A 20074-nucleotide genomic window follows, 5' to 3' on the forward strand; every position below is an offset into this window, starting at 1 on the left:
TCAAACTCTCAAGTTTATGTCCGATATCATCGCGGTGGAATTCCACGATCATACCAGCATCTCAAGGAGCCGCTCTGCACAATATCTTTCAGACGACCATCGCAGCACAAAGCCACAACGACCGTCCATTACGTATGGATACGTGAAGGACATATGAGAACGACTTGGCTTTAACCGATCCGCCAGCGCCTTGAAAACGCCGACAACCGGAGCCGCCGCCCACATGTCCCTTCATCTAATACCAACAATGTCAAAGAGCGCAAAAGACCGACGCCATACTGCACCCCTTTTTTAGTGGGGCGGTTTGGCGCCAGGCTGATGGTGACCGCAGAAGCGAACCGTGTGGTCCGTCGCTGCGGTGACATCCCTCTACGGGCGGTGTTTGATTCGGTCAAACGCTTTCTTGCACTTTTCCTACAATTTGCGTCGAAATCCGCAGAAATGCTGGGGTTTACACCTCCTCAACATCCTGTCGCTAGACCCCCGCGCATGGTCGAGACAGCCGCAAATCCTGCGAATCAGCCCGTCGAATCGTTCGGGAACCAGATTCGGAATGCCGTGATCTGGCGTTCCGGCAGCCAGATCGTCGCTCAGCTCGTGCAATGGGCCGCCACTTTCCTCGTGATTCGGATTCTCGACCCGCACGATTACGGCCTGTTCGCGATGACCGGGGTGATCCTGGTCTTCCTCAACATGCTGAACGGTTATGGCCTGGCCAGTGGACTGATCCAGCGCGCCGAAATCGGACGCCACGAGATCCGCCAGTTGTTCGGCATGCTGATCCTGTTGAACTTCAGCCTGGGGGCGTTGCAATTCCTGCTCGCCCCGCTTGCCGCGGCCTATTACCGGCAGGACATCGTCGCACACCTGCTGCGCGTGCAGGCCCTGCTCTATCTGACGACGCCGTTCATCGCACTTCCTTACGCGTTGCTCAGCCGGGCGATGGATTTCCGCTTGCAGGCACGTGTCAACATCCTCGCCTCGATGGCCAGCGCCTGCACCGCGCTGACCGGCGCGATGATGGGCCTCGGCGTCTGGACGCTGGTGCTCGCGCCGATGGTGCTGTTCACCGTTCGCGCGGTTGGCATGACGATCGCGGCGAAGTCCCTGGTGTGGCCGACCTTCGATTTTCGCGGCGCCGGCGATATCGCGCGTTTCGGCGGGGTGATGGCGGCAGGACAATTGTTCTGGTTTCTGCAAAGCCAGGCCGACGTGTTCATCGCCGGACGCCATTTCACGCCGCACATGCTGGGCATCTACACGACCAGTCTATTCCTGACGCAGATCTTCGTGAGCAAGTTCGTGCCGCCGCTCAACGAGGTCGCGTTCAGTGCCTATGCGCGTATGCAACATGATGCGGATGCGGTCGGCCGCGCGTTCGCGCGCAGCGTGCGCATCATCATGGTCGCGGCCCTGCCCTTTTATTTCGGTTTGGCTGCTACCGCGGAGCCTCTTGTGCTGACGATGCTGGGCGACAAATGGCGCGAGGCGATTCCGGTCGTCCATCTGCTTGCGCTCGCAATGCCGTTCATGACGATCCAGGTGCTGTTGTCGCCGGCGTGCGATGCGCGGGGCCGGCCGGGTATCGGGGTGCGGAACGGGATGGTCGGCGCGGCGGTGATGGCGACGGCGTTCATGATCGGCGTGAATTACGGGCCGACCGGGCTAGCGCTCGCCTGGATCGCGGCATACCCGATCTATCTCGGCATCAGCCTGTGGCGCTCGCTCGGCGTAATCGGCACGAACTTGCGAGCGTTGGGCGATGCGATCGCGCCGCCGCTGATGGCGGCGCTCGTCATGGCGACGATAGTGCGGCTGGTCGACAATCTGCTGCTGCCGCCACTACATCCGTTTGCACGGCTGGCGATTCTCATCGCAATTGGTGCCGCCAGCTATGGCGGCTGGCTGCTGCTGTTCGCCCGCCCGTTGATCCGCGAATTGATCGCGGTAGTGCGCAAGCGGCCGATCGAGGCCTGACCCGTTACGCCTGCTGGATGTAGCTGCGCATCGCTTCGGCATCCGCCTCGATCCGGTCGATGCGGTATTTGACCAGATCGCCGATCGAGACCAGCCCGACGACGACGCCGTCCTGCACCACCGGCAGATGACGGATGCGCCGCCGCGTCATCAGCGACAATGCGCCGATCGCCGCATCGCCGATATCGACCGTGATCGCCGGCGAGGTCATCACCGTGGCGACCGTGGCATCGAGCGCAGACGGGCCATGCGCGTCGAGCGCGTGGATGACGTCGCGTTCGGAGAAGATGCCGATCACCTGCCCGCCGTCCATCACGGGAACGGCGCCTATTCTTTTGGTGGCCAGGAGTGTGACGGTGTCGCGGACGCTTTGGTCGGGGGATACCGATATGAGGTCGCGGCCCTTGCCGCCGAGGATCGTTGCGATCGTCATCGAGCCATCTCCTTGTGCCGCCCCGTTACCCAAGGATTCCACCTTTGCGGGCGAAAGCGCAAGCGTTCACGCGAAACGCGAGGTCATCCCGACCGCGCGGCGGCGACGCAGGCCAGCGCCGACCGCGCCGAAGCCCAGGATCATCATCGCCCAGCTCGCCGGTTCGGGCACGGCGGCCAGCGCGCTCAGCCGATAGATATCGCCGACCGTCTTGCTCAGGAGATAGAGTTCGCCGTTGCCATCGGTGCCAAGCCGCAGATCGACCCGGCCGCCGGCATAGGGATTGCCCTCCAGCAGAGCGAGCGTCGTATCCATGCCCTCGAAGCTCAATCCGAGTTCGTACAGAGTGGCCGGCGTCGTCCCGACCACCAGCGACGGATCGTAATAGAAGAGCCGCCCGGAGACGAGCTCCGACAGGACGACCATCCCGCTCAGTTCGGGGATCGCACTGCCGGTATAGGAGAAAGCGCCACTGATCGCGGCGAGATTGTACGCCCCACTGCGGAAGATCTCCTCATGATCGAACTGCGCGACGGGATCGACGAAGCTGCCGTCATTGGCCGGCGTATCGTACACGCGCCCGTCCCAGCTCGCCCCGCGCGCGAACGTGCCCTCGCGCAACGGCCAGCCGTAATTGCCCCCGGCGACTCCGACATTGACCTCCTCCAGCTGCGACTGGCCGATATCGGAGATCAGCATGCGGCCGGTCACCTTGTCCCAGCTGAAATGCTGCGGATTGCGCAGGCCCGAGGCCCAGACCTCGCCGAGCCCGCCCGGCGCGGCCTGGGGATTGTCCGCCGGGATCGTATACGCCTCGCCCCCCGCCCCGATCGCCGGATCGATGCGCAGGATCTTGCCCAGCGGGCTGGCCGGATCCTGCGCATTGCCGTAGGGATCGCCGACCCCGCCGCCATCGCCGAACCCGATATAGAGCTTGCCGTAATCGGCCGATCCCGGCGCGGCGGCGGGATTGAAGGCGATCGTGCCCGCGCCGTGATCGCTGAGCGGTTGCGCGACGCGCAGTACCTCGCGCTGCGACACGATCGATGCGGTCGCCGCCATGGGATCGGCGACGCGGAATTCGTGGATGACGTTATCGTGGTCGATGCCCGCACCCTTGCCCGACAGGGTGGCATTGCCGGACGGCGCACTCGTATCGACGGTATAGAATACGCCGTAGCCGGGTTTCTGGGGATCGCCGGCGAAGTTGGGATGCAAGGCGAACCCCATCAGCCCGGTTTGCGAGGTGTTGCTGGCGTTGCTGAAGCCGGCGACCGAATTCCGGATATCGAACCACGTCTGCGGCGTACCGCCGGCCGCGCCGACGACGCTGATCAGGCCGCGCGTATCGTTGACGAACAGGCGGCCGGAACTGTCCGCCACGGGCTGGAGCGATTGGATACGGGTATAATAGCCGTCGTCGACCGGATTGAGGCTCGGCTGCGCCTGCCCGAAGAAGCTGAGCCCGACCTTGAGGCCCGGCGCGATCGGCGCGGGTACGGGATTGATGACCTCGGCCGCCTGCACGGTCATCGGGACCACGGCCATGGCCAATATCAGGCTGCAATATTTGAACATGACGCCCCCCAGCGAGTCGATTCCGAGTCCGTTAGGATCGATAGCGAAGTTGCTGTCAATCGGACTCAAATGTCCGACCGCCCCGGGATCGGACACATCATCGGTTGCGTAATCAACTTTTCCGATGGAGTGCCAGATCGATGCACAAGGATGCGGTGATATTCTTCGATCGATTGGCGGGGCACCATTATTCTTCGCCCTCACCCCTCTCATGAGTTCGAACATCGGAGATCGGGGGTCCGTCGAGTCTCGCCAGCTCCGGTCCAGGTCAGCAACACTTGCCGCATAGTCCGGAGCGTGCGGAACATGCCGATAGCGCCACCCCGGGAAACGCCGGAGCTGCTGCCGGACGACGGTCGCGCAGAACGCCGAACCTATTCCATCTGCCCCGAGGCCGTCGCAGGGCTGCCCTTCTTCGTGCCGGTGCGAGTGGCGCGCGACGAAAGGACAGTGCTTCGACAGGCTCAGCACGGACGGGATGGGCGACACGGATTCAGCATCCAAGATCAGGGTATCGTCCGGCGATGCGCGACGTACCATCGATCTCAGCAATTGGACCCCGGTCGTCGCCGGGAAAAGCGTACCGGTCGATCCTCGAAGGCATCGCCATCGAACGAAAAAGGGTTCCGAACCACCGGCCCGGAACCCCCTTATTCATCCTCACGTCCGATCCGCCTCAGCTGGCGGTCGAGGCTTCGCTCGCCGGCGGGCGACCGCGACGGCGGCGGGGCTTCTCTTCCGGCTCGTCGCCCGTGACGTCGTTGGCGGGCGTGCCGTCGGTGCTGGCCGGGCTCACCGCCGAGATCGTCAGCGAGGGCGGCAAGGTGGCGGAATCGAAGGCCACCGGCGCTTCGGCGACGGGTTCGCGGCGTGGGCGGCCACGGCGGCGCGGGGCCTCCTGCGGCTGTTCGTCGACGACGGGTGCCGTCACCTCGGGAGCTGCGACCTGCGGAGCAGGTGCGCGGTCCTCGGTCTGATAGCGCTCGCTGCGGCTGGGGCGGTTTTCAGCGTTGCGGCCTTCGCCACGCGATTCATTACCGCGCGCTTCGGTGATCCGGCCATCATTGCCGCGGGCTTCATTGCCGCGGGCTTCGTTGCCACGATTGTCGCTGCGATTGCCGCGATCTTCGCGCACATAGCGCTCGCCTTCGATGCCGTAGCTGTTGCCGTCGTTCGCGGTCACGGTGCGACGCGGACGATCGTCATTCTGCTGGCCGCGATTGGGACGATCGCCGCGATCGTTCGCCTGGCGATCCTGCCGGTCCTGCTGCTGGTTGCCGTTGGTCTGCTGACGATCGCCATCCTGCTGACGGTCACCATTCTGCTGACGGTCGGCATTCTGTTGCCGGTCGGCATTCTGTTGCCGGTCGCCCTGGTAATTCTGGTTGCCGTTCTGCTGACCATTCTGACGCGATTGTTCGGCGACGATCGGCGCGCCGTCGTCGTCATATTCGGTCTCGTCGTCCTGGAAGGTGTTCGCGCCGCCCTGCTGTGGCGGACGATTGTTCTCCTCGAAGCGCGAACGCGTTTCGGCCAGAACGCGGAAATAATGGTCTGCGAACTGCAGATAATATTCGGTGTTGACTCGGTCGCCGGACATCTGGGCGTCGCGGGCGAGCGCCTTGTACTTCTCGAGCAATTGGGCGGCGTTGCCGCGCGAACGGTTGTCGATGCGGTTGCCGTTGTCGCGCGCACCCGAATTACCTTGCGGGCGCTGTTGCTGCCCGCCGCGACCGCGACGGCGGCCGGCCTGACGATTGTTGTTGATCAACTGTATCTATCCCTGTCCGTAGTAACCAACCGTGCTCCGCAACGATGTGGATTCACTGCTCCAAGGCCCGTGTTCGCCGAAAGATCGGCGGAACGGGCCTGCCACGATCGCCGGACGACAGCGACTTCATGACTTGGAGGTGGGCAACTGCCCGTTTTCAACCGCTTATGATGAAAACGTATGCCCCTGCAGGTTCAATAGCGGGTGGCGCGGCAATCTCCAAGCGGAATGTTGCGTCGAATTCCCGTCACGTTGCGATCAGCGCGCGCGGCCGCCCGCCAAGGTCGTGGGCGAGCGCGACGGCGAAGCCCTGCGCCTCCAGCAGATCGGTGACGGCGCTGGTCTGGCTATGGCCGATCTCCAGCACCGCCGCGCCGCCGGGGGCGAGCAACGGCGGGAGTTGCGGCGCGATGCGGCGATAGTCTTCGAGGCCGTCCGCCCCGGCGAACAGGGCGGTGCCGGGTTCGTGCGCGCGGACCTCGTCAGGCAGGTCTTCCGCCGTCCCGATATAGGGTGGGTTGCAGAGGATCAGGTCGAACCGGCCCGTCAGACCTTCCGCCCAATCGCCGGAGACGAAGCGTGCCCGGCCCGCCATGCCGAGATCGGTGGCGTTGCGGCGGGCAAAATCGAGCGCGGTCCGCGACGCGTCCACGCCGAGGCCGGTCGCCTCGGGCCATTCGGCCAGCGCGGCGAGCAGCAGGGTGCCGGGGCCGGTGCCGAGATCGAGGATCGTCCTTGGCGCGGCGCGCGCGAAATGGGCGACGGCCGCCTCGATCAGCGTCTCGCTGTCCGGGCGCGGGATGAGCGTGCCGGGGCCGACGCGGAGGTCGATCGTCCAGAACGCGCGGGTGCCGGTGATATAGGCGACCGGCTCGTGCGTCAGGCGGCGCGCGACGAGGGGGGCGAAATCGGCCGGGGTCGGGGCGTCGAGCTGACCCAGGAGAAGCGTTTCCCGAGCAATGCCGAGCGCGTGGGCCATGAGCAGTTCGGCGTCGAGGCGGGGGGTTTCGGTCACCGGTGCGAGTTGGGTGGCGGCGTTGGCGAGGGCTATTCTTATTCTTAGCCCCTCCCCTTCAGGGGAGGGGTTGGGGGTGGGGGATGTCTCACCGAGACCGGTATTGCTGGACTGCCCCACCCCAACCCCTCCCCTGAAGGGGAGGGGCTTTTCGGGTAGCTCAGTCATTCAGCGTCGCCAGCCGCTCCGCCTCGTCCTCGGCGATCAGAGCACCGATCAGGTCGCCCATCTCGCCTTCCAGGATCTCCGGCAGGCGGTGCAGCGTCAGGTTGATGCGGTGATCGGTCACGCGGCCTTGCGGGTAATTGTAGGTGCGGATGCGCTCGGAGCGATCGCCGCTGCCGACCATCGACTTGCGCGCGCCGGCACGTTCCTGATGTAGCCGCTCGCGTTCCGCCTCGTACAGGCGCGTGCGCAGGACCTTCAGCGCCTTGGCCTTGTTCTTGTGCTGTGATTTCTCGTCCTGCTGGATCACCGTCAGCCCGGTCGGGATGTGCACGATGCGCACCGCGCTGTCGGTGGTGTTGACCGACTGGCCGCCGGGGCCGGACGAGCGATACACGTCGATACGCAGATCCTTGTCCTCGATCCTGACGTCGACTTCTTCCGCCTCGGGCAGCACCGCGACGGTGGCGGCGGAGGTGTGGATGCGGCCCTGCGTCTCGGTGGCGGGCACGCGCTGCACGCGGTGGACGCCGGCCTCGAACTTCAGCCGCGCGAACACGCCCTGCCCGGTTATGCTGGCGACGACCTCCTTGTAGCCGCCGGCTTCCGAACTGCTGGCGGAGATCAGTTCGACGCGCCAGCCCTGGCTCTCGGCGAAGCGCTGATACATGCGCAACAGATCGCCGACGAACAACGCCGCCTCGTCGCCGCCGGTGCCGGGGCGGATCTCCAGCATCGCGGCGCGCTCGTCGGCGGCGTCGCGCGGCAGCAGCGCGAGCGCGAGGGCGCGTTCGGCCTGCGGCAGCGTATCCTGGATCACCGCAATCTCCTCGCGCGCCATCGTGCGGATCTCGGGATCGTCGTCGGCGTCCATGCCGGCGAGCACATGTAGCTCCGCGCGCAGCCGCCGCACCTCGGCCGCCGCGCGCGCGACGGGTTCCAGCTCGGCATATTCCTTCGACACCGCGACGAAGCGGTCGGAGGGCAGATCGCCGGTCGCCATCTGCGCCTGCAACTCATCCCGCCGCGCCTCGATCTGCGCGATCCGTTCGGGGGAGATGGTGGTCATTAGTTTAGCGGATCCATCCCGAGAATTTCACGGATACGATCGGCGATTTGCTCATGTTCGTCGACTTCGTTTGGCCGTAGAAGGTTTTCCGTCAACACTCTGATAGAGGCCGATCCATCTGCTCGAACGAAAACCATTGATCGAGCGTCCACTTTTTTCGCGATTTCAGTCCGTCGCTTAGCATTACCCCGGAACGCCATATCTGCAGATAAACCGGCCGATCTAATTTGCCGCAAAACCCTCAATGCTTGCGCTTCAAACTCAGGCTGATCCGGAATTACGACGACGTCCGGCCTTGAACGTACCGGTTCTTCCAAAAGCATCGCCAGCCGTTCAACACCCGCCGCCCAACCGACGCCCGCCGTCGCGGGCCCGCCGAGACTCTCGATCAGCCCGTCATAGCGTCCGCCGGCCAGCACGGTGCCTTGCGCGCCGAGCCGATCGGTGACGAATTCGAACGCGGTGTGGCGGTAATAATCCAGGCCGCGAACCAGCCGGGCGTTGCGGGTCCACGCCACGCCGGCCGCATCCAGTCCGGCCGTCACCGCGCCGAAGAAGGCGCGGGCGTCGGGGGTGAGGTATGCGTCGATGTCCGGCGCGCTGTCGGCGATCGGGCGGTCGCGCGGGTCCTTCGAATCGAGGATGCGCAGCGGGTTCTTGTCGAGCCGCGCGACGCTGTCGTCGGACAGGTCCGCGCGGTGCGCCTCGAAATGCGCGACCAGGGCCGCGCGCCACGCGTCGCGGGTCTCGGCGTCGCCCAGCGTGTTCAATTGCAGCGTCACGCCGTCGGCGATGCCGAGTTCGTGCAGCAACTGGTCCGCCAGCACCAGCAGTTCGACGTCGGCGGCCGGTTCGGGCGCGCCGATCACCTCGGCGTCGATCTGGTGGAACTGGCGGAAGCGGCCCTTCTGGGGGCGTTCGTAGCGGAACACGGGCCCGTGCGTCGCGAGCTTCAGCGGGGCGTATTGCTGCCAGCCTTCGGTCAGATAGGCCCGCGCGATGCCGGCGGTGAATTCGGGCCGCAGCGTGATCGAATCTCCGCCGCGATCCTCGAACGTGTACATCTCCTTCGACACGACGTCGGTCGTCTCGCCCAGCGAGCGGGCGAAGACGGCGGTGCTCTCGAACACCGGAATGTCGACGCGCTGGAAGCAATAGAGCCGCCGCACCGCCTCGAACGCCGCCAGCACGCGGGCGAACCTGCGCTGGTCTTCGCCGAAGATATCCTGCGTGCCGCGGATGCGTTTTGGGGTTTCGATGCGGGCCATGATCGCGTGCGTCTTATGCGAGAGCCGCGCGAAGGGAAAGCACCGAAGAAATGCCGGCGATCCGCGCTCGGCGGAGCCTCCGGTGCGTCGCGGCATCGTGCCATCGGACCGACGCCGTCCGGCACGTGACGCTTATGTCACGTGACAGGGCCGGCGCCACCGGACTAGCCTTCGCGCATGAAACTCAATCTCGGTCACCGAATCGCGCCGACGCGCTTCGTCGTCTTCGTCATCCTGTTCGGCACCGGCCTCGGCGTGCTGATCCCGATGCTCGGGCGCGGGCGCGGCGCGATGGCGGCGTTCGACATCGCCGCGTTGGTCTTCCTGGCCGCGGTGGTGCCGCTGCTGAGCAAGCGCGCGGCCGATATGCGGGCGATCGCCAAGTCCAACGACGCCAACCGCGCGCTGCTGCTGGCGGTGACGGCGATCGTGATGGGGATGATCCTCGTCTCGGTCGCGAGCGAGATGATGGGCGGCAAGAGCACCAAGCTCGGGATCGCGCTGATCGTCGCCACGCTCGTGCTCGCCTGGCTGTTCTCGAACACGATCTACGCGCTGCATTACGCCCACATCTTTTATCTCGGCGACGGCCAGGGCCAGGATCGCGGCGGGATCGACGTGCCGGGCTGCGACGAGCCGGATTATTGGGATTTCGTCTATTTCAGCTTCACGCTCGGCATGACGTTCCAGACATCGGACGTCGAGATCACCTCGCCGAAGATCCGCCGCGTCGTCACCGGGCATTGCCTGGCGGCGTTCGTGTTCAACATCGGCGTGCTGGCGTTCACGATCAACGTGCTGGGTGGAGGGGGCTGAGCCGAAGCTTTCCGGGCTCGGGGCTGGACGCAAGCGACATCAACCGCTTAAGCCCTGCGCATCCGCCCTTTTGCCGAAAGGCCAGTATGTCCCGTCTCGCTCTGATCGCCAGTCTGTTCGCCGCCGTTTCCACCCCGGCCCTGGCCGAGAATTCCAAGCCGCAACCCGTGCCGATCGTCGATACGATCCCGCAGGCGCGCGACATTCCCTATCCCGGCACGATGACGATCGCGGTGGACGCGACCGACGTCGCGCGCGGCATCTTCACCGTGAAGCAGACGATTCCGGTCGCCGCCGCCGGACCGATGGCCCTGCTCTACCCGAAATGGCTGCCCGGCGCGCACAGCCCGCGCGGCGAGATCGAGAAACTCGCCGGCCTCGTCATCACCGCGAACGGCAAGCCCGTCCCCTGGACGCGCGATCCGGTCGACGTGTTCGCCTTCCATATCGACGTGCCGAAGGGCGCGAGGACGCTCGACATCGACCTGAAATTCCTGTCGGCGACCAAGGCCGATCAGGGGCGCATCGTGATGACGCCCAATCTGCTGAGCCTGCAGTTCAATTCGATGAGCCTGTATCCGGCGGGCTATTTCACGCGCCAGATCCCGGTGAAGGCGACGGTGAAATATCCGGAGGGCTGGAGCGCCGCCTCGGCCATCGCCGCCAAGACGACCGGATCGACCTCCACGTACGACAAGACGAATTACGAGGTGCTGGTCGATTCGCCGATCCTCGCCGGGCGCTATTATCGCCGGGTGCCGCTGTCGCCGCGCGTGAACCTGAACATCTTCGCCGACACGCCCGAGGAGTTGGCCGCGACGCCGGAACAGATCGATGCCCACAAGACGCTGGTGACGCAGGCGGTGAAGACGTTCGGCGCGCAGCATTACGACACTTACGAATTCCTGCTCTCGATCAGCGATCAACTGGGCGGCATCGGCCTGGAGCATCACCGCTCGTCCGAGGATGGCGTGACGCCGGGCTATTTCACAAAATGGGCCGACGGCCCCGGCCGGCGCAACCTGCTGCCGCACGAATACACGCATAGCTGGGACGGCAAGTTCCGGCGCGGCGCGGACCTGTGGACGCCGGATTATCGCATGCCGATGCGCGGGTCGCTGCTGTGGGTGTATGAAGGCCAGACGCAGTTCTGGGGCTATGTGCTGCAGGCGCGCAGCGGGATCGTGTCGAAGCAGGATACGCTCGACATGTATGCGACCATCCTCGCCAGCCTCGACAATCGCCCGGCGCGCGAGTGGCGCCCGATGGTCGACACGACCAACGATCCGGTGATGTCGCAGCGCAAGCCCAAGGGCTGGGTGAGCTACGAACGCAGCGAGGATTATTACAATGAAGGCCTGCTGGTTTGGATGGAGGTCGATTCGATCCTGCGCAAGCAATCGGGCGGCGCGAAATCGATCGACGATTTCGCGCGCGCATTCTTCGGCATCAACGACGGCGACTGGGGCCAGGTGACCTACACGTTCGACGATGTCGTCGCGACGCTCAACGCGATCCAGCCGTACGACTGGAACGGCTTCCTGAAGACCCGCCTGACCGAGACCGGCGCGCCGGCACCACTGAAAGGCTTTGTCGATAACGGCTACCGGCTGGTTTATTCGGCCGAGCCGACCAAGGCGTTCAAATCGCAGGAGACCACCGCGAAGCGCACCGACCTGACCTATTCGATCGGGCTGACGCTGGACAAGGACGGCGAGATTTTCGGCGTCGGTTGGGACAGTGCCGGGTTCAAGGCCGGGCTGGATGTCGGCACCAAGATCGTCGCGGTGAACGGCACCGCCTATAGCGACACCGCGATCAAGGCGGCGATAACGGCGGCGAAAACGTCCAAGGAACCGATCCAACTGCTGATCAAGACCGGCGAGAAGATCACGCCAGCGGCCATCGACTATCACGGCGGCCTCCGCTATCCGCGCCTCGAAAAGATCGGCACCGGAGAGAATGGTCTGGACAAGCTTTTGGCGTCACGCTGAAATACACCCACTCCCGTTCATGCTGAGCCTGCCGAAGCATCGTCCTTCTTGTCCGCTGTCGAGAAGAAGAACGACCCTTCGACAGGCTCAGGGTGAACGGAACAGAAAATGGAACGAACATGCGCATCGACTTGATTCCGATCGGCGACGATCCCCCCAACAGCCTGAACGTCATCATCGAAGTGCCGGTCGGCGGCGAGCCGGTGAAGTACGAGTTCGACAAGGCGAGCGGTGCCCTGTTCGTCGATCGCATCCTGCACACCCCGATGCGCTATCCGGCGAATTACGGTTTCGTGCCGCACACTTTGTCCCCCGATGGCGATCCGCTCGACGCGCTGGTGATCGCACGCTCGCCGTTCGTGCCGGGCTGCGTCGTGCGCGCGCGCCCGATCGCGGTTCTGAAGCTGGAAGACGAAGCGGGCGGCGACGAGAAATTGGTCTGCGTGCCGGTCGACACCACCTTCCCCTATTATTCGGACATCGGCGAACGCGGCGACCTGCCGTCGATCGTGCTCGCGCAGATCGAGCATTTCTTCAAACACTATAAGGATCTGGAATCCGAAAAGTGGGTGCGGATCGGCGAATGGGGCGATGCCGAAGAGGCGCGGCGCATCGTGATCGAAGCGATCGAAGCGGCCAAGGCTGCGAAGGCGGCGGCGGCTTAAGCGACCAAAGCATCAACCCCTCCCCGTTCGTGCCGAGCCTGTCGAAGCACCGTTCTTCTTATCTCAAGGTCGAGAAGAAGAACGGCCCTTCGACAGGCTCAGGGCGAACGGGGCGGGGGCTGCCTTCAAGATCCTGACTCACCTTGCGCGCTTTTTTCGGTTTCTTCACCGGCGCGCGTTGCCCCGCCGCCAGCCCGAGCAGCGCCCAGCGCCGCAGCGCATCCGGATCGTCATAGACGTCATCCGGCGCGCGGCGATAGTTCATCGATCCGGACCGCCCCTCGCCCATCTCGTAGGTGAAACGCGGGCAGTCCGCCGCGTCCCATTCGGCGTCGCTGACCGCATCGGCCTTGAACCAGAGTGCATCCAGCCCGACGATCGCGAAGATCACGCCGTCGCAATAGAGCGTCGCCCCGCCCATCATCGCGCGTTTGGTGACGGTGCCGACCGGCGCCATCGCCTCGGCTACCCAATCGACCAGGCCCTGATCCACCGCCATTAACGATCCTCTCTCCGTTCGTTTCGAGCGCAGTCGAGAAACAGGCCCCGAACGCTGCGCGCAGTTTCTCGACTGCGTTCGAAACGAACGGATGTTCTTGTTCAGTGCGCCGTCAGCTTCAAGCCCGCGATGCACAGCACCACGCCCAGGATCAGCAGCAGGCGCGGCAGGCTGGCCGGTTCGCCGAACCACGCGATGCCGACGATCACCGTGCCGAGCGCGCCGATGCCGCCCCACACCGCATAGGCCGTGCCCATCGAAATCGAGCGCGACGCGACCTCCAGCAGGGCCATCGAACAGGCGACCGAGGCGAGGAAGCCCGCCGTCCAGCCGATATTGCGGAAACCGTCGACATAGCGCAGGCAGGTGGTGAAGCCGATCTCGAACAGCCCGCCGATCACCAGCAGCAACCACGCCATCAGCCGCGTCCCGCCAGTTTCAACAAGGCATCGCCGGTGACGCGCTGCGTGGTCCACTCGACCATCGCCTCCGCGCCGACCTTGCGGTAGAATTCGATCGCGCGTTCGTTCCAGTCGAGCACCCACCATTCGAAGCGCGCGCAGCCCCGATCCACCGCAATGCCGGCGAGGTGTGACAGCAACGCCCGCCCCGCGCCCGATCCGCGCGCGTCCGGCGTGATATACAGATCGTCGAGCCAGATGCCGCGCAGACCCGTCCAGGTCGAGAAATTGTGATAGAACACCGCCATGCCGACGGGCGTGCCGCCCATTTCGGCGATGATCGCCTCGGCCGCCGGTCGCGCGCCGAACAGCGCCTCGTGCATGATCGTCTCGGTCGCGGTGACGGCATCGGGCTCGCGCTCGAACGCGGCGAGTTCGCGCACGAAGCCCAGGATGGTCGGCACGTCGGTCGGCGTGGCGGGGCGGATCTTCACGGTCATGCGGCGGCCTCGGTTTGTGGCGCGGGTGCCGCCTTTCCGCGGATCGCGAACAGGCACCCGGCGATGATCAACAGCGCGCCCGCCACCGTCCATGCGGTGACATGCTCGCCGAACACGACATAGCCGAGAATCGCCGACCAGACGAAGGCGGTATATTCGACCGGTGCGAGCACCTGCGCCTCGGCATGGCGATAGGCCCAGGCGAGCAGGATCGCGGAGACCGAGCCGAGCGCGGCCGCGCCGAAGATGCCCGGCCAGAGCGCCATGGCGGGCATCGACGAAAACCACGGTGCCCCGATCAGCAGCAGCGTGCCCAGCACGACGCTGGTGAACAGGGCGACCTCGAGCGGATCGGCGACCTGTGCCTGCCGGCGCAGCAGGATCAGGCTGCCGGCATAGAGGATGGAGGCGGCGAAGATCGCCAGCGATCCCAGCACGATTTCGGTGGAGGCGTGCGCCTGCCACTGACCGGCGGCGATCGCCAGCACGCCGAGGCTGGCGATGACCGAGCCGCCGATCGCGGTGCGGCGGATCGTCTCGCCCAACGTCGCGGCGGCGAGGAAGAGGGCGATCAGCGGCGCGAGGAAGGTCAGCGCCACGCCCTGTGCCATCGTCACGCGTACCAGCCCCCAGAAGAACAGCAGCACCGACGCGCCGGCCACGGCCCCACGCGACACATGCAGGATCAGCGCCGCCCGCCCCGGCCAGGGCCGCCGCCGCGCGAGGAAGATCGGCAGCATCAGGACGACACCCGCCACCGACCGCCACAGCACCGCACTGTATGCGCCATGCGCGATCGACATCCCCTTCATCACCGCATCCATCACCGAATAGCTGGCGATGCCGACACAGGCGACGGCGAAGGCGGTCGCGGAGGTTGGGCCGTGGCGGGTCAACGGATCAGGAGTTTGGTTGACTATCTGGCGGCCGGCGCACGACCAAACCAGCTTCGGTATGCTCAATTACCAAGTCGTCGCCCACGCGCCATCCAAGATCTTCCATCAGATCCGGCGGTATAGTTACTTTGCCATTGTCATGCACGATTGTGGTGCGGGTCACGGTAGCCTCCTGATTTTTTCTTCCCTGACCGCTTCCGTCACCCCTGACTGGTTCGGTGATTACCCTATCGACCACGTATTCGTCATTCCCGCGCAGGCGGGAATCAATACTGGCTAACCTCTCGCTTCGTAAACGGCGTCAGAGCTTATGGATCCCCGCCTACGCGGGGATGACGGCTTTATACTTGCTCGAGGGGTATAAGCGCCGAAAAAGTCCGGGGACGGCATGACTCGCGATCTACTCAGCCGCCACCGCCTGTGCCTCGTCGTGCGCCTCGATCTCCGCGGCTTTCGCTTCGACCAGCTGGACGATGTGTTCGAGCATGTCGTCGCTGGAGACGGTGTGGTCGGTGACGCCCGACAGATAGACCATGTGCTTGCCGTTGCCGCCGCCGGTCAGGCCGATATCGGTCTCGCGTGCCTCGCCGGGGCCGTTGACGACGCAGCCGAGGACGGAGAGCGACATCGGCGTGCGGATGTGCTGCAGACGTTCTTCCAGCGCCTGTACGGTGCGGATCACGTCGAAGCCCTGGCGTGCGCACGATGGACAGGAGACTACGCGGACGCCGCGGTTGCGGATGCCCAACGCCTTCAGGATCTCGAACCCGACGCGCACTTCCTCTTCCGGTTCGGCCGAGAGCGAGACGCGGATCGTGTCGCCGATGCCGTACCAGAGCAGGCTGCCCATGCCGATCGCCGACTTGACCGTGCCGCCGACGAACCCGCCCGCTTCGGTGATGCCGAGGTGCAGCGGGCAATCGACCGCTTCGGCGAGTTGCTGATAGGCGGCGACGGCGAGGAACAGGTCGCTGGCCTTCACCGCGACCTTGAATTCGTGGAAATCGTGATCCTGCAACAGCTTGATGTGATCGAGCGCGCTTTCGACCAGCGCATCCGGGCACGGCTCGCCATATTTTTCGAGCAGATCCTTTTCGAGGCTGCCGGCATTTACGCCGATGCGGATCGCGCAGCCATTGGCCTTGGCCGCGTTGACGACCTCCTTCACGCGTGCCGAGGATCCGATATTGCCGGGGTTGATGCGCAGGCAGGCAGCACCCGCATCGGCGGCTTCCAGCGCGCGCTTGTAGTGGAAATGGATGTCCGCGACGATCGGCACGCGGCTGGCGCGCACGATCTGGCGAAGCGCCGCCGTGCTCTCCACATCGGGGCAGGACACGCGGATGATGTCGACGCCGGCATCCTCGCACCGGCGGATCTGCGCGATCGTCGCCTTCGCGTCGCTGGTCGGCGTGTTGGTCATCGTCTGCACGGTGACCGGGGCATCACCACCGACGGGAACGTTGCCGACCATGATCTGACGGCTTTGACGACGCGTGATATCACGCCACGGACGTAAGGACATGCTCTTCCCTATAGTGCCGCCGCCGCGCCACGGCAACGCCGGTAACGCCGCACTGGTCATCGCGCCAGCTTGCTCTAAAGCGGCGCGCGATGGCACGGCATTACGGTCTGGACTGGCTCCGCGTCGGCGCGTTCGCGTTGCTGATCCTCTATCACGTCGCCCTGGTGTTCGTGCCCTGGCCCTATCATGTGAAGACGGCCGATCCCGCCGACTGGATCGCGATCCCGATGATGGCGATCAATGCGTGGCGGCTGATCCTGCTGTTCGTCGTCTCGGGCTATGCCAGCCGGACGCTGCTCGCCAAGGGCGGGGGCGTCGGCGCGTTCGTCCGGTCGCGGAGCGCGCGGCTGCTGATCCCGCTGCTGTTCGGCATCGTCGTGATCGTCCCGGTACAGCCATGGATCGAACTGGCGGGGCAGCATCGGTACGCCGGCGGTTTCTGGAGCTTCTACCTCCACGATTATTTCGGTTTCTGGTCGATCGACGGGATCATCCTGCCGAACTGGCAGCATCTGTGGTTCGTCATGTATCTCTGGCTGTACACGATGCTGATCGCGATCGTCGGCGCGGCGCTGCGCGGACGCAGCCTGCAAGGCGTGTTCGACCGGCTGTTCGGCGGCGTGTGGCTGTGGATCTGGCCGAGCCTGTGGCTGATCGCGGTATCGGCCTGGCTGTTTCCCGGCGGACGCGAAACGCACGCTTTGGTCGACGACTGGCTGGCGCATGCGAGCTACTTCCCCGCCTTCCTGTTCGGATTCGCCTTTGCCGGATCGGAGAAAGGGTTCGCCAGCGTCGCGCGGATCTGGCCGTGGGCGGCAGGCGTGGCGGTGCTCGCCTATGCGACGGTCGTCGGGATCGAGGTGGCGTGGCCGGTCGACGTCGTCCCGCCCTATCCGTTCGGGCTGATCTTCTCCGCCGCGCGCGGGGTGCAGGGGTGGAGCGCGATCGTCGCGCTGATCGGGATCGCCGACCGTTACTGGAACCGCGACACGCCGTGGCGCGCGACGCTGACCGAGGCGGTGTTCCCGTTCTACATCATCCACCAGACGATCATCGTCGCCGGCGAGTGGGTGTTGCTGCCCTGGCACCTGTCCGCCGTCGTCGAATTCGCGATATTGGTGGTGGCGACGGTGATCGGGTGCTGGGCATTCTATGCGGTCGGACGCGAGGTCGGCTGGCTGCGGCCGCTGATCGGTTTGCGCAAACGCGGCCCGGTGCATCCACCGCGCACCGCGACCCTGGCGACGGAGGAACGTTGAGATGGACAATCGCTGGACCTTGCTGGTGCATGGCGGCGCGGGAATGATGACGCGCGAGCGGCTGACGCCCGAACAGGACAAGGGCACGCGCGCCGGGTTGAACGCCGCACTGGATGCGGGATCGGCGGTGCTGGCAGCCGGCGGAACGGCGCTGGACGCGGTCGCGGCGGCGGTGCGCGTGCTGGAGGACGATTCGCACTTCAATTCCGGGCGCGGGGCGGCGTTGACCTGGGATGGGGCCGCGGAACTGGATGCGGCGATCATGAACGGACGCGACCGACGCGCCGGTGCGGTGGCGGGCGTGGGCGCGACGCGCAACCCGGTCGACCTTGCCCGCGCGGTGATGGAGGATGGCGCGCACGTACTGCTGTCGGGCGCGGGGGCGGACGACTTTTCCCTGCATCGCGGCCTCGCGCAGGCGGCGGCCGACTGGTTCGTGCTGCCCGAACGCGCGGCGCAACTGGAGGAATTGAAGGCGCGCGGCGGCACGTTCGATGTCGAGATGAAGTATGGCACGGTCGGCGCGGTCGCCTGCGATGCGCACGGCCATGTCGCGGCGGCGACCTCGACCGGCGGCGTGACCGGCAAACGCTGGGGCCGGATCGGCGATTCGCCGCTGATCGGTGCCGGCACCTATGCCGACGATCGCTCGGGCGCGGTCTCCGCCACCGGATCGGGCGAATTCTTCATCCGCGCCGGCGTGGCGCACGAAATCTGCGCGCGGGTGCGGCTGACCGGCGAGCCGCTACAGGTGGCGGCGGACGCGGTGATGGCGGACGTGGCGGAGCTTGGCGGCAGCGGCGGGGTGATCGTGACCGGGCCGGAAGGCGATGCGGTGTGGAGTTTCACGACGCTCGGGATGAATCGCGGGCGCGTGACGTCCGGCGGCGAGCGGACCGTGGCGATCTATAACGACGAGTGATCCGCCCCGGCTCTCGCGCCTTCATCCCGACTCACTGCCGTCACCCTGACCTACCGTCGTCATCCTGACGACGGTCAGGATCCATCGCGCCACTTGGACGGAAGCCGATGAGGCGCGATGGATGCTGAAACAAGTTCAGCATGACGGCGAATTGGATAGTGGACAGAGAAACAAGCAGAGAAACTCGAAAGTCGAAGCGAGACACTACGGCCAGAGAGGGGAGAAGAAGATGCTACCCCGCCGCCCGTGGATCAGGCAAAGGGCACTCATGACTCGTATCCTCTCCGCGTTGTTCGCCCTCCTAGCCGTCACCCTTGCCGCCCCGGCCTCGGCCTATTGGGAATATGGCCACGAAACGGTCGGCGAGATCGCCTATCGCAACATCAGGCCCGAGACTCGGCGAGCGGTCGATGCATTGCTGCGGCAGTCGAAGCTGCTCGAGACGCAGGGCTGCCCGGCGCGGACGATCGAACAGGCGTCGGTGTGGGCGGATTGCATCAAGACGCTCGGGCCACGCTTCAGCTATGCCTATAGCTGGCACTATCAGAACGTGAACATCTGCAAGCCGTTCGACCTCAAGGGGCCGTGCAAGGACGGCAATTGCGTGTCGGCGCAGATCGAGCGCGACGTTAAGCTGCTGAAGGACAGAAAGGTGCCGGTGCGCGAGCGCGTGCAGGCGCTGGCCTTCCTGATCCATTTCGTCGGCGATCTGCATCAGCCTCTGCATGCCGGAGATCGGGGCGATCTGGGCGGCAACCAGGTGAGCGCGGCCTATGGCGATTACGCGCCGGAAAAACTGAACCTGCACTCGATCTGGGACGGTTATCTGGCGGAGCGCGCCATTTCCACCCCGCCGTCGCCGGTGCGGGTATATTCGGCGGCGGAAAAGACCGAGATGCAAGCCGGCAGCGTCGAGGATTGGAGCCGCGAAAGCTGGCAGGTAGCGCATGACGTGGCCTATGCGAGCGCGCTCGGCGGCGATGCGTGCGGGCCGGTGCCGAAGCGCGCGAAACTGGACCAGGCGACGATCGCGCGGATCGTTCCGGTGGCCAAGCTTGAGGTCGAGCGGGGCGGGCTGCGTTTGGCGAAGCTGCTGGACGAGGCGCTGCGCTGAAGAAAGGGTTTTCGCGCGAAGGCGCTAAGGCGCGAGCGAAAAGAACAAGGTTTTCTAGCGATCGGAGATCGCAAGAGCGCTTTTGTTGGGCCTTAGCAACACCCATCCGTTCGCCCTGAGCTTGTCGCAGGGCTGCCTTTCTTCGATCCGCAAAAATTATGGCACGAAGAAAGGACAGTGCTTCGACAAGCTCAGCACGAACGGGGA

18 protein-coding genes and 2 pseudogenes are annotated in these 20074 nt (G+C 65.2%); 7 read left to right on the plus strand and 13 right to left on the minus strand.

The genetic code is table 11. The features are described 5' to 3' along the window. Positions 1 to 489 precede the first annotated feature (489 nt). On the plus strand, positions 490 to 1977 hold the full coding sequence (locus tag ASG11_RS00005; protein WP_055773774.1) for a lipopolysaccharide biosynthesis protein: 1488 nt from the start codon (positions 490 to 492) through the stop codon (positions 1975 to 1977). Between the two features lie 4 nt (positions 1978 to 1981). On the opposite strand, the gene ASG11_RS00010 is transcribed toward ASG11_RS00005, so the two are convergent. The 7 genes and pseudogenes from ASG11_RS00010 to hisS form a co-directional block, all read right to left on the minus strand. Beyond that, on the minus strand, positions 1982 to 2410 hold the full coding sequence (locus ASG11_RS00010; protein ID WP_055773776.1) for a CBS domain-containing protein: 429 nt from the start codon (positions 2408 to 2410) through the stop codon (positions 1982 to 1984). 66 nt (positions 2411 to 2476) lie between these two features. Next, a pseudogene (locus ASG11_RS19430) lies at positions 2477 to 2590 on the minus strand (PEPxxWA-CTERM sorting domain-containing protein); the annotation flags it as partial. 216 nt (positions 2591 to 2806) lie between these two features. After that, a pseudogene (locus ASG11_RS19115) lies at positions 2807 to 4528 on the minus strand (PQQ-dependent sugar dehydrogenase); the annotation flags it as partial. A 136-nt stretch (positions 4529 to 4664) separates the two neighbouring features. Further along, positions 4665 to 5759 (minus strand): DUF4167 domain-containing protein, encoded by a 1095-nt coding sequence (locus tag ASG11_RS00020; protein WP_055773781.1) that lies wholly within the window; start codon positions 5757 to 5759, stop codon positions 4665 to 4667. A gap of 247 nt (positions 5760 to 6006) precedes the next feature. Next, entirely contained in the window at positions 6007 to 6774 is a 768-nt protein-coding gene (gene prmC / locus ASG11_RS00025) for a peptide chain release factor N(5)-glutamine methyltransferase (RefSeq protein WP_236697328.1), read from the minus strand. Positions 6775 to 6934: 160 nt separating this feature from the next. Continuing rightward, positions 6935 to 8008: a peptide chain release factor 1 gene (gene prfA, locus ASG11_RS00030; RefSeq protein ID WP_055773783.1), complete on the minus strand. Its 1074-nt coding sequence runs from the start codon at positions 8006 to 8008 to the stop codon at positions 6935 to 6937. Next, the gene (gene hisS / locus ASG11_RS00035; protein WP_082472506.1) at positions 8008 to 9276 is read right to left on the minus strand and encodes a histidine--tRNA ligase; all 1269 of its coding nucleotides are present in this window, start codon (positions 9274 to 9276) and stop codon (positions 8008 to 8010) included. Before hisS ends, prfA begins: the two co-directional genes overlap by 1 nt. Positions 9277 to 9453: 177 nt before the next feature. Here hisS and ASG11_RS00040 point away from each other — a divergent pair, with 177 nt between their 5' ends. The 3 genes from ASG11_RS00040 (at position 9454) to ppa (ending at position 12751) form a co-directional block, all read left to right on the plus strand. Further along, entirely contained in the window at positions 9454 to 10092 is a 639-nt protein-coding gene (locus ASG11_RS00040; protein ID WP_055773784.1) for a DUF1345 domain-containing protein, read from the plus strand. An 86-nt stretch (positions 10093 to 10178) separates the two neighbouring features. Next, positions 10179 to 12086, plus strand: coding sequence for a M61 family metallopeptidase (locus ASG11_RS00045; RefSeq protein ID WP_055773787.1), 1908 nt, complete (start codon positions 10179 to 10181; stop codon positions 12084 to 12086). 119 nt (positions 12087 to 12205) lie between these two features. Beyond that, positions 12206 to 12751: an inorganic diphosphatase gene (ppa, locus tag ASG11_RS00050; RefSeq protein WP_055773789.1), complete on the plus strand. Its 546-nt coding sequence runs from the start codon at positions 12206 to 12208 to the stop codon at positions 12749 to 12751. Between the two features lie 58 nt (positions 12752 to 12809). Here the strand turns inward: ppa and ASG11_RS00055 are convergent, their stop codons facing one another. The 6 genes from ASG11_RS00055 to ispG all read right to left on the minus strand — a co-directional run bounded on the left by ASG11_RS00055 (position 12810) and on the right by ispG (position 16572). Then, positions 12810 to 13250 (minus strand): TfoX/Sxy family protein, encoded by a 441-nt coding sequence (locus ASG11_RS00055; protein WP_082472507.1) that lies wholly within the window; start codon positions 13248 to 13250, stop codon positions 12810 to 12812. 101 nt (positions 13251 to 13351) lie between these two features. Beyond that, positions 13352 to 13669, minus strand: coding sequence for a DMT family transporter (locus ASG11_RS00060; RefSeq protein WP_055773791.1), 318 nt, complete (start codon positions 13667 to 13669; stop codon positions 13352 to 13354). Further along, positions 13669 to 14151: a GNAT family N-acetyltransferase gene (locus tag ASG11_RS00065; protein ID WP_055773793.1), complete on the minus strand. Its 483-nt coding sequence runs from the start codon at positions 14149 to 14151 to the stop codon at positions 13669 to 13671. Before ASG11_RS00065 ends, ASG11_RS00060 begins: the two co-directional genes overlap by 1 nt. After that, positions 14148 to 15047: a DMT family transporter gene (locus ASG11_RS00070; protein ID WP_055773795.1), complete on the minus strand. Its 900-nt coding sequence runs from the start codon at positions 15045 to 15047 to the stop codon at positions 14148 to 14150. The genes ASG11_RS00065 and ASG11_RS00070 overlap by 4 nt, the downstream gene beginning before the upstream one ends. 4 nt (positions 15048 to 15051) lie before the next feature. Beyond that, on the minus strand, positions 15052 to 15210 hold the full coding sequence (locus tag ASG11_RS18520; RefSeq protein WP_156363593.1) for an AbrB/MazE/SpoVT family DNA-binding domain-containing protein: 159 nt from the start codon (positions 15208 to 15210) through the stop codon (positions 15052 to 15054). A gap of 237 nt (positions 15211 to 15447) precedes the next feature. Further along, positions 15448 to 16572, minus strand: coding sequence for a flavodoxin-dependent (E)-4-hydroxy-3-methylbut-2-enyl-diphosphate synthase (gene ispG / locus ASG11_RS00080; RefSeq protein WP_055773799.1), 1125 nt, complete (start codon positions 16570 to 16572; stop codon positions 15448 to 15450). Between the two features lie 89 nt (positions 16573 to 16661). Between ispG and ASG11_RS00085 the strand changes: the two genes are divergently transcribed. From ASG11_RS00085 to ASG11_RS00095, 3 genes are all read left to right on the plus strand, one after another. Beyond that, entirely contained in the window at positions 16662 to 17831 is a 1170-nt protein-coding gene (locus tag ASG11_RS00085; protein ID WP_055773800.1) for an acyltransferase family protein, read from the plus strand. 1 nt (position 17832) lies between these two features. After that, entirely contained in the window at positions 17833 to 18753 is a 921-nt protein-coding gene (locus ASG11_RS00090) for an isoaspartyl peptidase/L-asparaginase family protein (RefSeq protein ID WP_055773802.1), read from the plus strand. A gap of 268 nt (positions 18754 to 19021) precedes the next feature. Further along, positions 19022 to 19867 carry a S1/P1 nuclease gene (locus tag ASG11_RS00095; RefSeq protein WP_055773804.1) on the plus strand — a complete coding sequence of 282 codons (846 nt, stop codon included), beginning with the start codon at positions 19022 to 19024 and terminating at the stop codon, positions 19865 to 19867. Positions 19868 to 20074: the final 207 nt, after the last annotated feature.

This window comes from Sphingomonas sp. Leaf357, from assembly GCF_001423845.1.
Classification (GTDB): Bacteria; Pseudomonadota; Alphaproteobacteria; order Sphingomonadales; family Sphingomonadaceae; genus Sphingomonas.

Coding starts and splice junctions, on each gene's coding strand:
- ASG11_RS00005 (WP_055773774.1), top strand. CDS start 490: ATGGTCGAGACAGCCGCAAATCCTGCGAATCAGCCCGTCGAATCGTTC.
- ASG11_RS00045 (WP_055773787.1), top strand. CDS start 10,179: ATGTCCCGTCTCGCTCTGATCGCCAGTCTGTTCGCCGCCGTTTCCACC.
- ASG11_RS00060 (WP_055773791.1), bottom strand. CDS start 13,669: ATGGCGTGGTTGCTGCTGGTGATCGGCGGGCTGTTCGAGATCGGCTTC.
- ASG11_RS00090 (WP_055773802.1), top strand. CDS start 17,833: ATGGACAATCGCTGGACCTTGCTGGTGCATGGCGGCGCGGGAATGATG.
- ASG11_RS00065 (WP_055773793.1), bottom strand. CDS start 14,151: ATGACCGTGAAGATCCGCCCCGCCACGCCGACCGACGTGCCGACCATC.
- ppa (WP_055773789.1), top strand. CDS start 12,206: ATGCGCATCGACTTGATTCCGATCGGCGACGATCCCCCCAACAGCCTG.
- hisS (WP_082472506.1), bottom strand. CDS start 9,276: ATGGCCCGCATCGAAACCCCAAAACGCATCCGCGGCACGCAGGATATC.
- ASG11_RS00055 (WP_082472507.1), bottom strand. CDS start 13,250: ATGGCGGTGGATCAGGGCCTGGTCGATTGGGTAGCCGAGGCGATGGCG.
- ASG11_RS00010 (WP_055773776.1), bottom strand. CDS start 2,410: ATGACGATCGCAACGATCCTCGGCGGCAAGGGCCGCGACCTCATATCG.
- ASG11_RS00095 (WP_055773804.1), top strand. CDS start 19,022: ATGACTCGTATCCTCTCCGCGTTGTTCGCCCTCCTAGCCGTCACCCTT.
- ispG (WP_055773799.1), bottom strand. CDS start 16,572: ATGTCCTTACGTCCGTGGCGTGATATCACGCGTCGTCAAAGCCGTCAG.
- ASG11_RS00085 (WP_055773800.1), top strand. CDS start 16,662: ATGGCACGGCATTACGGTCTGGACTGGCTCCGCGTCGGCGCGTTCGCG.
- prfA (WP_055773783.1), bottom strand. CDS start 8,008: ATGACCACCATCTCCCCCGAACGGATCGCGCAGATCGAGGCGCGGCGG.
- ASG11_RS00040 (WP_055773784.1), top strand. CDS start 9,454: ATGAAACTCAATCTCGGTCACCGAATCGCGCCGACGCGCTTCGTCGTC.